Source organism: Pedobacter sp. D749, assembly GCF_019317285.1.
Lineage (GTDB): Bacteria > Bacteroidota > Bacteroidia > Sphingobacteriales > Sphingobacteriaceae > Pedobacter.
Window position 1 is genome coordinate 1097758 of sequence record NZ_CP079218.1, and the last position, 12086, is coordinate 1109843.

Annotated in this window: 10 protein-coding genes; 8 read left to right on the forward strand and 2 right to left on the reverse strand. The window is 39.0% G+C overall.

Going from position 1 to position 12086, the window contains the following annotated elements:
- Entirely contained in the window at nt 1–3342 is a 3342-nt protein-coding gene (locus tag KYH19_RS04585) for a hypothetical protein (RefSeq protein WP_219077745.1), read from the forward strand.
- Nucleotides 3326–4984 (forward strand): hypothetical protein, encoded by a 1659-nt coding sequence (locus tag KYH19_RS04590; protein ID WP_219077746.1) that lies wholly within the window; start codon nt 3326–3328, stop codon nt 4982–4984. Before KYH19_RS04585 ends, KYH19_RS04590 begins: the two co-directional genes overlap by 17 nt.
- A gap of 236 nt (nt 4985–5220) precedes the next feature.
- Here KYH19_RS04590 and KYH19_RS04595 read toward each other — a convergent pair whose 3' ends face one another.
- Both KYH19_RS04595 and KYH19_RS04600 read right to left on the reverse strand, forming a co-directional pair.
- Nucleotides 5221–6117, reverse strand: a complete 897-nt coding sequence (locus KYH19_RS04595; RefSeq protein ID WP_219077747.1) for a DMT family transporter — start codon at nt 6115–6117, stop codon at nt 5221–5223.
- On the reverse strand, nt 6117–6662 hold the full coding sequence (locus KYH19_RS04600) for a GNAT family N-acetyltransferase (protein WP_219077748.1): 546 nt from the start codon (nt 6660–6662) through the stop codon (nt 6117–6119). The genes KYH19_RS04595 and KYH19_RS04600 overlap by 1 nt, the downstream gene beginning before the upstream one ends.
- 72 nt (nt 6663–6734) lie before the next feature.
- Between KYH19_RS04600 and KYH19_RS04605 the strand changes: the two genes are divergently transcribed.
- From KYH19_RS04605 to KYH19_RS04630, 6 genes are all read left to right on the forward strand, one after another.
- Entirely contained in the window at nt 6735–7601 is an 867-nt protein-coding gene (locus KYH19_RS04605; RefSeq protein ID WP_219077749.1) for a LysR family transcriptional regulator, read from the forward strand.
- Between the two features lie 141 nt (nt 7602–7742).
- Complete coding sequence (locus KYH19_RS04610) at nt 7743–8123, forward strand: transmembrane 220 family protein (protein ID WP_121282883.1); 381 nt, start codon at nt 7743–7745, stop codon at nt 8121–8123.
- 25 nt (nt 8124–8148) lie between these two features.
- Nucleotides 8149–9006, forward strand: coding sequence for an EboA domain-containing protein (locus KYH19_RS04615; protein ID WP_219077750.1), 858 nt, complete (start codon nt 8149–8151; stop codon nt 9004–9006).
- 59 nt (nt 9007–9065) lie between these two features.
- Nucleotides 9066–10010, forward strand: coding sequence for a TatD family hydrolase (locus KYH19_RS04620; protein ID WP_255562549.1), 945 nt, complete (start codon nt 9066–9068; stop codon nt 10008–10010).
- Nucleotides 10011–10014: 4 nt separating this feature from the next.
- The gene (gene eboC, locus KYH19_RS04625; protein ID WP_255562550.1) at nt 10015–10896 is read left to right on the forward strand and encodes a UbiA-like protein EboC; all 882 of its coding nucleotides are present in this window, start codon (nt 10015–10017) and stop codon (nt 10894–10896) included.
- 26 nt (nt 10897–10922) lie between these two features.
- Nucleotides 10923–12086 (forward strand): 3-dehydroquinate synthase, encoded by a 1164-nt coding sequence (locus KYH19_RS04630; RefSeq protein WP_219077752.1) that lies wholly within the window; start codon nt 10923–10925, stop codon nt 12084–12086.

Consider the following 12086-nt stretch of genomic DNA (forward strand, 5'->3'; position numbering starts at 1 on the left):
ATGAAACTCATTAAACAAAGTAAATTATTTTTTAAAGAAGGGAAATCTGATAAGGTATATGAGATTGATCTTTGCGAGCTTTCTGCAAACGAATTCTTAGTGAATTTTAGATACGGTAGGAGAGGAAGTATACTTAAAGAAGGAACAAAAACACCTGCTGCATTACCTTTGGCTAATGCTGAAGTACTTTTTGCAGAATTGGAAAACGAAAAACGCAAAAAAGGTTATCAAACCGAAACGGAAGTATTTATAGAACTCCCATCCTTAGATACTGTTGAACCTGATACTTTAAATGGTGCAATTTTGCAGCGCTTACAAGATGCTGTAGTGGGTAGAAACAGTTTCAGAACCGAATGGAAAACCAGTCGTGTAATTTGGAAGGCCGGCATGTTAAACCTGCAAGAGGCTATTCCTTTTATTATCAAGCTGGCAACAAGAGGCAATGAAATGCAAACTTACGCAGCCCTGTATGCGTTAACTAAATTAAATGCGGTTACAGCCGGGCCGCTGTTTACTGCTCTGGCTAATAATGTTAAGCAAAAAAGTCATATCGTAAACCTGGCTTTTGAGGGACTTTTAACTATTGCGAATGAGACTGAACAGCAAAAGATTAGCAATCAGTTATTAGAAAAGTTACCTGCGGAAATAAGATATGCTGTAGAAACAAACGATTTAGAGCTGCTTAAGGTTACTTTAGATCAAAATATAAAAGATAAAGAAGTAGAATATCTGACCACGCTTTATTTGTTATGCAAAGTGCAATCAACTTTGTTGCCGGTACTTAATCATGTACTGAAAACCTGCCCATACAAACCACCGTTTTTTAAACACCTGAGGGCAATTTACAAGCTGGCGCAATTAAGAAACGATGTAACAACTTTGGCGATCTTATTTTATGGTTTCGAGAAGCAACCCGCTATGTTTAGGCGAACATATTCACTTGATTCTAATTACAGGCAATATTTAACCGCTATCGACCTCTCCGTTAGGGTAGGTGCAGAGCTTAAAAATAAAGATAGTAAGCTGGCATTTTCGCAATATACCAAAACCTATTTCCAGAAAAATGCAGCCGAATTTCTTAAAAGTACCGGAGCAACCAAAGATGCTGCTGCATATTTAAAACTAGCCGTTAATACTTTACTGCAATATAAAGAAACAGATTATTCTATTGCCGAAGAAAAACCATTGAGCGAATACGGACGATATGATTATAAGACGAAACAATATTCCTATTTAATTGTCAATTATCCTGAATGTTCAGAATCGTTATTGCTTTCTACCATCCTTTTTGGGAATGATCCGAAGCGTCAATTGCAAGCTAATTTAAGGTTTATAATTGATAGCAGAACGGTAACCAGTCCTGATTACTATTACAATGCTGCCAACGTTAGGGCGGCAGCTACCACATCAAATACAGGTTTTAATCATGATAACGGTGTTTCGGTAATTGATGCGGCTAAAAATATTTTTAAAAGTTTATTTGGCAAGAAAGATGTAACACCGCCACCTCTGCCAGTAGTTGAGCAACATACTGCTCCAAAAACAGAGGTGAAAAGTATGCAGCGTTTGGAGTTATACCCTGAGCTTTGGGATGCTATGCCCCAGGCTTATATACAATTGTTGATGCAGGCCAGGATGAACAGGATACATCTTTTTGCTTACGAAAGGTTAACTGCTCATCCACAATATGAAGATATTATTCAGCGTTTTGATGAACGTTCAATTTTGCAATTGCTAAATAGTAAGTTCGATTTGCCAAATCAGTTTGGGTTTGAAATACTGAAAAAAGAAGAAAGCAAGCTTGCTCAGAATCCTGTTTTTGTTGCCGAAGTATTGGCTTGCAATAGTAGCAATGCGAGGGTTTGGGCGCAGGAATTGGTTGGCAGAAATATCGAATTGTATTTTAATGATCTTGAATTTTTGTTAATTGTGCTATTTAATACTCAAGAGGAAAGCAAAAACTGGATCAATCAAACATTGCAGAAATATCCGTTTTCTGAAGATAGGATGCAGGCTATTTTAGGCAAAACCATTACTGAACTGCTTCATTTTGAAAATACAGACGACAACAATCTTAAAGCTAAAAATGCAATTGATCGTTTAGGCTTGTTTGCTATAACGCAAATGGAAAGATTGAGCTGGAATATTGTTGAGCAGTTAATCTCATCTGCATTGAATGCCAATAAAATTCTGGCGACGAAAATATTACTGAATAAGGTTAAAAAGGTTTCTCCAACAGAAATTCCGGTTTCTTTAACAAAAATGTTATTGCTGAGTGAATTTTCTGAAGTTCGTGATGGCGGCATTGAGCTACTGAATCAATATCCTGATCATTTTATCATTGAAAATATCCAATTATTACTGAGCCTGATTGATAGCGGTGATGAGAAGGTTTTAGCGGGGATATTTAAAATTATTGAGAAATTATCTGCTCTTCAATCCGAAATTGGTAATGCCATTGTGCCGCATTTTGTTTATGCTTTAATGCGTAAAGAGAAGTTTGAAGGTGCACACGCAAGGCTAAGCGAATTTTTACTGCAGAATTTAAAGCCGTTTTGGAGCAGTGGCTTACAGCCAAAAGAGATTACGAAACTAATTCACGCACAATACCGGATTAGTCAGTTGGCGGGGTATGAAATTTTGAAAGCTTATGCTAACCCAGATCGTTTTTCTATACGACAAATTATCTCTTTTGGTAGTCATGAAATCCTTGCTATTCGCCAATGGAGCTGGAATTATTTTAAGCAACATGTATCACGAATTCGGGAAGAAAGAAATCAATCACTTTACCTGTTGGATTCGAAATGGGACGATACCAGGGCTTATGCTTTTCATTTTTTTAAAACGGAGTTTACTGAAGCAGACTGGGATCCGGATACCTTAATTGGAATTGTAGATTCGATCAGACCAGATGTTGAAAGTTTTGGCAAGGAAATGATTACCCGGTTTTTCAATGCAGAACATGCCTTAGATTATTTGATGAAATTAAGTGAGCACCCAAGTGTAAATGTTCAGGCTTTTGTAAGCAGCTACCTGTCAATGTACGCCAAAGATAAACCTGATTTGCTGCGGAATTTAACATTTTACTTCCGTTCGACGCTTACCCGGGTGAACAAAGGCAGGGTGGCCAAGGATAGGATTTTTAACTTCTTATCCGAAGAATCAATAAAGAGCGTGGAAACTGCAATCTGGGCAGTGAGCATTTTGGATGATGTTTCAGCACAATCTACCATTCAGGATAAAGCTGTTTGCATCGATATTTTAACAAAAATTAAAACGCAATATCCTGATCTGGATATGCATCTCATTATCAAAAACGAAGCGCATGTTATTCAATTATAAATATAGCGGAAATACTTCCATCAGTAATGCTGCGAATGAAACAGCAATGAGTTTCGTGCCTGATGCACTGCGTGATCCAACTTTTTTTGTTGGGAAATTAAATAAGAAAATTGCGTTTCGTGAAGCAATTTCTGCATTGCATGATGTAGTTGTTTCTGATCTTCGTTACAAACCGAAAGATAAAGCCGAATATAAAGCCTGGGCGGAAGAACAGGAAAAACTTTGGTTAGGCGAATATATGGCTGGTTTTCAGATTGAGCAGGTAAAAAACCGTATTGAAGAAATTAGAAACGATTTAAAGCAGATTTACAGGGAAAAAGATCGCTTACTAGGACCATTTAACAAAGCAAAAAGCAGGTACTTTGATTACTTGTATAAAAATGATCGCGATGCATGGATTGTTCTCGACCCGGTGATTACGGTTCATCCGGATGAGTTGTTTTTTGAATGTTTTAGCCAGGATGAATCCTCATACGGGAAGTTAAGTTGTAACTACAATGTATTTACAGAAATTAATGAATTTAAATGCGGTACAACCAACATCGATTATTCTGCAGAATTATACGGCGAATTCCAAAAAATAAGAGGCTATAAGGATACATCATTTAAAATTGATCCATCGGGATTTGAGGCAAAAACCACTAACGAAGAAGTTTATAAAGAAGTTAAGATAGATTTACCAGATTCGTGGGTGAGGGGCTTTTTGCAGGTTAGTGCAGCAATGACTTTGCCTGCAACCACATTCGAATTGCATCCGATGGATGTTTTCAGCCTTTGCCAATATTTACGCCGCTTTAAGGAAACTGCGGGCCCACGGGCTTTGCGATTTATTTTAGAACCCGGCAAACCAGTGCGTCTGGTTATCGAACCCTGGTATGAAACTCTAACTTTCCATCGATCCATTTATACAGGTTCGGAGGAAAAGACAATCAGAATCTGGGGCAGAAGAAGGTTAATGATTTTGGAACGTTTAATTCCGATTGCGAAAAGCTTTAAAGTAGTTTTATTGGGATCTGGGCTGCCTTCTTTTTTTATGGCCGATTTGGGCGATATGACCTTTACGCTCGGACTGTCAGGATGGACAAATAACGACTGGAGCAGGGCTGGTAATTTCGATTTAATGGCCCCTCGCGGGCATGTAGATATACTAACCAAACAACAGGTTTTTACTACTTTAAAAGAAACCTGGTTTGCATCGACAGCAGAAATAACGAAAAAGACTGGTCTAAGTGCTCCTGTAGTTTCGTCTGCATTAACCGCTTACACACAGGCTGGGCGCGTAATTTACGACTTAAAACAAGGTGTTTATCGTGTAAGAGAGTTAAGCCAGGAACCGCTCGATTTTACCGTTTTACGTTTTGGTAGCGAACAAGAAAGAATAGCGAACGAATTTATAGCTAAAGATCATGTGAAAATTTCTACCAATATAAAAGACGATGTACTTGAAATAAGAGGCAAGGTGAAAACTAAAAATGAAACTTTTAGTACACAGGCATTTATTGATAAAGACCAGCGTTTAATTGAAGGTACCTGCGAATGTGCTTTTTATTTAAGCAACAAGCTTAAAAAAGGACCTTGTGAACATATTTTGGCAACCAGAATGATGTTGCAGAACAATGCCGTTAAAGTTGCAGCTAACTAAAAAATAATTTTTTTAGGATTTCGATAAGCTGTAAATCTGAGATTCTTGAAATCAGGCACAACTCCCGCGTACCCAATGTCGGTTAGGTTCAGCATTTTTTAACCACAGATGCACACAGATAAACACAGATTTTCATAGCTGTGTGCATCCTTCTATCTCCCGAAAATCGGGACAAGTTGTGGTCAAATTATTTTTTGCTTGTGCCGAATACCTAACTTAATAACAAAAGCTTAATATTATTTCTCTTTAGATACCTTAAGCATCGCAAATGGATTTGGCATTCTCCACTTAAGTTCAGAAATCAGTGTGGCTAAAAATATCATCCCGCCACCAATCAATAACCTCGATGTAATTGCTTCACCCAAAATAAAATGTGCGGCAAAAGCCCCGAAAATGGGTTCGAAAAGATAGATGATGGATACCCTTTCGGCACTAATGTATTTTTGAGAAATATTCGATATGGTGTACATATATGCCGTTGAAAATAGTGCGCAAAAGATAATCCCAATCCAAAATGTTTCTTGCTGAGGAATCCAGGTGGGATTTCCTTGAATAAACGTTAATACAAAAGTTAATACGGCGCAAGTAGCAAACATAGGTACAATGGTAGGCACAATATCGTCGGCCTTCGATTCCTTTTCAATCTGGATTAAATATATGGCGAAACAAAAAGCACCGATAATGGTGTATAAATCGCCGGTTCCGATACTGAATTTATCAGTAATAGAGATTACAAAAAGACCAATCAGTGCGGTGCATGCGGCGATCCATATTTTAAGTGCAGCAGCTTTTCTGTAAATAATAAGTTTGATTACCGGAATCATTACAACGGTTATTCCGGCAACAAATGAACATTGCGACGCTGAGGTATGCGTAATGCCCAGTGTTTGCAAATAAATGCCCAATACCAGCGGAATAGCCAAACCGGCACCTCTTTTTATAGTGGTTGCATCGAGATTTTTAACTTGTTTCCAAAAAATAACCGATAATACCATTGTAGCGAGTAAAAAACGGTAAAACAAAAACAGAACAGGCTGATGCTGCCCGATAGCAAGTTTGGTAACAGAAAATGAAATTCCCCAGAATGCGGTACCCAGGATCAGCAAAATCAAAAAGAGGTTTCTTTTTTCCATTAGGATACTTTTAATTCATTATCGTTAGCCAATACTTTTTTCATCATCAGATCTGTTTGCTCATCATCTCCAAGCCAAAATTTATGTTTGCCGAAAGGAGTAAAGCCGTTTTTTTCGTAAAACCGTAAAGCCCTGTAATTTTCTTCCCATACGCCCAGCCACACATAACTGGCTTTCATATCAAGCGCAATATCGATGGCTTTTTGGTAAAGCAACTGACCAACTTTCTGACCGTAAAATGCTTTCAAAAGGTAAATCCGCTCAATTTCAAGTGCATCAAGGTCTAGTTTTTCGGTTTGCGCCTGGCCAATGTTGATCTTTAAATAGCCAATCGCCTTTCCATCAAGCAGTGCGAAATAAAACTGAGAATCCTGATTACTCAGTTCCCTTTTTAGCTTTTCTTCCGAAAAGCCTTTTTCGAGGTAATTTTTCATGTTTTCCTCGGTATTTACCTCCGCAAAAGCTTCAGAAAATGTTGTCCTGCCAATCTCTTGTAATTTTTTAAGATCTGCTACTGTTACCCTTTCAATTATGATCTGCTCCATGGCACGAATGTAACAACTCTTTAAATGTAATAAAATGCTATTTTTTCATTTATTAATGCGTATTTTGCATTAATGGATCTTCAGCGAATTAAGTATTTTCTGGCCCTGGCAGAACAGCTTCATTATTGGAAAACGGCAGAAAAGATAAATATTACGCAGTCTGCCCTCACCAGGCAAATTCAGTCGCTCGAAAATGAATTGGGTTTGCAGCTTTTCGAACGCAATAAACGTAACGTGAAGCTCACCCCAGCGGGTAAATTCTTAAAAGAGAAATGGGAAGTAGAGTTAAGTGAACTCGAATATATTCATCAGTTTGCAAAACAGCTGCACCTTGGCGAACGCGGAACCATTACTATCGCACATCCCGATTCCATATCTGCTTCGATTATGCCCGATATTTTGGCGAAGATAACGCAGGCATTTCCACAGCTTCAAATTAAGCTGGTGCAGGTTTTATATGAAAATCAACTCGATTTTTTAAAAAATTATAAGATTGATCTGGCCATCACGAGGGATATCACCAGTGAGCAGGGTATTAAGTCAAAAAAAATATACTCCGATCACCTGGCTTTAGTGGTGCCATTGGAACATGCTTTCAAAAATTTTGAGGATTTATCTAAAGAAAGCCTTAAAGCCCAGAAATTTATACTGCCCACCAAGGATGAAGGCAGTAGTTACAGCGAAATTATTCAGGCGCTTTTCAAATCTTACGATTTTGTTCCAGATGTATATCTCCATTCCGAATTTGGATCTACAATTATCGCCCTTGTAAGGAAAGGCCTGGGAATAGCCATTTTACCCGATTCTTATATGCACCATCAAAGTCCCGGCTTACGTTTTATTCCATTGCCCTTTAAAACCGATATATTGATTAACTGGCGGGCCGATGACCATAATCCTGTACTTGCGAATATCTTAAAACTCGTTTTTGGAGATTAAAAAGTTAATCAAAAAAAAATTTTATAGCAGTATATAATTTACATATTTTAAGCAAAAAAAGCATTCAGTTTAAATAACTTTGTTTTTCAACTAAAAAATCGAAAAATCGATTTAGTATATCTAATAACCAAATAATTTAAAATGCTTTTAATTATTCTCAACATTATTTTTTGCATCTCATTTTTAGGCTTTGCCTATGTAAATTTAAATGATAACGATGCCTTTCTTTGGGTGTCTATCTATTTGAGTGCTGCTATTTGCTGCGGATTGGCAGCTGCGGGTAAATTTTATCCTTTCGCTTATCTGTTTTTAACTGCTTTCTATTTAATTTATGCCATCATCCTCTTCTTTGCAAAAGATGGTGTGCGCGATTGGATTACCAAATACAGACGCGAGAGTCTCGTGCAGAGCATGCAGGCCACAAAACCTTACATCGAGCAAACGCGGGAATTCTTTGGCCTGTTAATTATTGCAGGCGCACTATTGATCAACTATTTTATTTCTGCCGGGATTTCCGCATAAATGCCATTATACAATTTATCTTATTATGAGAGAAAATCATATGAAGGCGGTAAAGGAAATAATAGCGTCTGTTGTTAAAAACAATATCGATTTAGTAACTGAAAATTGGCTGGAAGAATTTATACTAGCTACAGACCAACCGGCGCAGTTAGCTAAAGTATTTGTAATGCTGCCACGTAAAACAGGAAAATTACCGGTTGCAATTACCAATGATCAGCAAGAAATACTTCATGCTGCAGGCTTTGGGTATATCCGTAATTGGACCATTGACAGGCTTTCCCGTGTTTGGTTGCTCAGCACTTTAAATTCAGAAGACAAGGATACATTCTATTCAACTGTTGATCGTTTATTCCTGGCCGCAGAAATAAATGAGGCGGTTGCCTTGTATTCAGCCTTACCGTTTTTAGCCCATCCTGAAATTTGGGTGAAACGTTGTGCTGAAGGGATCAGAAGTAATATCGGATCGGTTTTGGAGGCGATTATAGAAAACAATCCTTATCCTTCCGGAAATCTGAATGAAGCTGCCTGGAACCAATTGGTACTGAAAGCGTTCTTTACCGAAAAAAATATCAGTTCCATTATTGGTTTAGATCAACGGGCCAATCCGGATCTTGCATTAACGTTGATTGATTATGCAAAAGAACGCTGGGCTGCCGGGCGAAAGGTAAACCCACAACTTTGGCGCCTGGTTGGTAAGTTTATCAATGCCGAAATTTTTGAGACCCTTAAAGTCGGTTTGCAGCATTACGACCAGATTGAGCAACGTGCCATTGCCCTTGCCATTTCGGAGTCAGGTTACCAGCCTGCAAAAGATTATATCAATACTTTTCCTGAACTGAAGCTGGCCCTGGCCGATGGAAGCTTAAACTGGAATTCATTTTAACCCATAAAAATTAACAAAAAGATATGTGTTGTAGCAGTTCAATACAAAGAGATAAAGCAATGATGGGAGCGCCTGAAGCTTTCGATATCAATGCGGTAAAGGGAATGAAGTTCTTCGATCCACATGTTCACATGACTTCGAGAACAACAGACGATTACCAGGCGATGGCTGATGCGGGAGTTGTTGCTTTGATAGAGCCTGCATTTTGGTTGGGGCAGCCACGTACCGGACTGGACAGTTTTAGAGATTATTACAGTAGCCTGATTGGGTGGGAGCGCTTCCGGTCTTCTCAATTTGGCATTAAACATTATTGCACTATCGGTCTTAATTCAAGAGAGGCCAATAACGAAAGTCTGGCCGAACAGGTAATGGAAATCCTGCCGCTGTTTGTTTATAAAGAAGGTGTTGTTGGTATTGGCGAAATCGGTTTCGACGATCAGACGGCTGCCGAAGAAAAATATTACCGGTTACAGCTGGAACTTGCTAAAGAAGCAGGTTTGCCTGTACAGGTACATACGCCGCATCGCGATAAGAAAAAAGGTACACAGCGCAGCATGGACATTGCTTTGGAGCACGGCCTCGATCCTTATAGTGTAATTATCGACCATAATAATGAAGAAACAGTAAAAGAGGTGTTAGATAGAGGCTTTTGGGCTGCATTTACTATTTATCCGTTTACTAAAATGGGTAACGAACGGATGGTAGAAATTGTAAAACAATATGGTGCAGAGCGGATCATGGTAAATTCGGCTGCAGATTGGGGCATCAGTGATCCATTAGCGGTACCAAAAACTGCTTCGTTAATGAAAATGCGTGGTTTAAGCGATCAGGATATTGAGTTGGTTACCTACCGCAATGCAATTACAGCCTTTGCGCAGAGCGGACAGCTAAATGAAACAGATTTTAACGCACAGATAGATCTTACCAGGAAATTTGAAGGAAATACCATCTTGCGTGGCGGACAACAGCCAAGAACAGATAAATCGTCGATCATCATTAGTTAAAGTATTGAAAAAAATAATTATCTATCTGCGCATGATGCGCCCTGCCAATATTGTGACTTCAATAGCCGATATTTTAGCAGGAATTGCCATTTCTGATGTATTAAACAATGGAGTTTCCATTCCATGGTTATCCATTGTACTTTTGGTCGTATCAACAGCCTGTTTATATGGAGGAGGAATCGTTTTTAACGATGTTTTTGATGCCGACCTGGATAAAATAGAACGCCCGGAACGGGTCATCCCCCGTGGGATAATCAGTTTGCAACATGCAACCCTATTAGGAAGTATATTACTTTTTGTGGGAATTGCTTTGGCTGCTTTAAATAGTTTAACATCGGGCGTACTGGCCCTTTTAGTGGCCGTTTTTGCTTTGTTTTATAATAAATTTGGCAAACACTATTCTTTTTTCGGACCGTTAAATATGGGCCTGTGCCGCGGGTTTAACCTGTTGCTGGGTTTGAGTATTGTGCCTCAAATGCTTCACAATCATTATCTGGCTATTATTCCGGTAATTTATATTTTTTCCATCACCATGACCAGCCGTGGCGAAGTACACGGAGGCCGTGCTAAAAACTTATACCTGGCCGCCTTTCTGTATGCAACCGTGATCTGTGCGATTGCTTATTTTGCTTTTGTAAACGAAAGGTTGCTATTGTCGTTGCTGTTTCTGGTTCCTTTTACCTTTATGATTTTCAGACCACTTTTAAAAGCGATAAAAGAGCCTGTTGGTAAAAATATCGGAAGGGCAGTAAAAGCTGGCGTAATTTCGCTTATCTTGATGGATGCCGCATGGGCGGTAACTTTTGACGCCCTGATTTTGGCTTTTATAATTGCCGCGCTATTGCCACTATCCATGTGGCTTTCTAAATTATTTGCCGTTACTTAACCCTCAAACACACATTACCAATTGATATGGAACATTTACATCAATCCTTCACTGTACAATATAATTATAATGTTTTTTTTACCTCATCGCTTTTTCTACCCGAAAACGAACTGTTAAACCGTTTTTTAGTTAATCTAAATCCGGCTGTAACGGTAAAGAAGATTTTATTTGTAATAGATGAAGGTGTAGCAAATGCACATAAGGACCTTAATCCCCAGATTAAAACCTATTTTGCAAAATATAGCCAAACGCAGTTAGTTCAGGATATTTTGGTTATCCCGGGAGGAGAACAGGTAAAAAACAATACTCAGTATTTTGATCAGGTATTGGAAGCCATTAATCTTCATGGTATCGACAGGCATTCGTTTGTTGCTGCCATTGGTGGTGGTGCGGTGCTCGATATGGTGGGTTATGCGGCTACAGTTGCACACCGCGGTATTAAACATATCAGAATTCCAAGTACCGTGCTTTCGCAGAACGATTCGGGCGTTGGGGTTAAAAACGGGATTAATTATTTCAATAAAAAGAATTTTTTAGGCACCTTCTCGCCACCGGTTGCGGTTTTTAATGATGAGGTATTTTTAAGTACTTTATCCGATCGCGATTGGCGTTCGGGCATAGCCGAAGCCATTAAAGTGGCACTGATTAAAGACCTCGAATTTTTTGAATGGCTGGAAGTAAATGCCATTGCCCTTGCAAAACGGAATACTTCGGCAATGAACTACCAGATCTGGAAATGTGCAAAACTCCATATGGAGCATATCCGGAGTGCCGATCCTTTTGAAAATGGTTCTGCCCGTCCATTGGATTTTGGACATTGGAGCGCGCATAAATTAGAATACCTGACCAATTTTGAAGTGAGGCACGGCGAGGCGGTTGCCATGGGCATTGCCTTAGATACGATATATTCCAATTTATCGGGCAGGATCAGTGCCGAAGATGCGCAAAGGGTAATTTTCCTGATTCAACAACTTGGTTTCGAATTAACACATCCATTGTTACAGGTTATAGGAGGGAATAGCCCGATTTTACAGGGATTGGAAGAGTTTAGGGAGCATCTTGGCGGCGAACTGACCATCACCTTGCTTACTGGCCTGGGCAGTGGAGAAGAAGTTCACGAAATTGATGCTGATATTTTAAAACAGGCTGCAGAAATATTAAATAACCAGGCCGCGATTATTCAACATTAA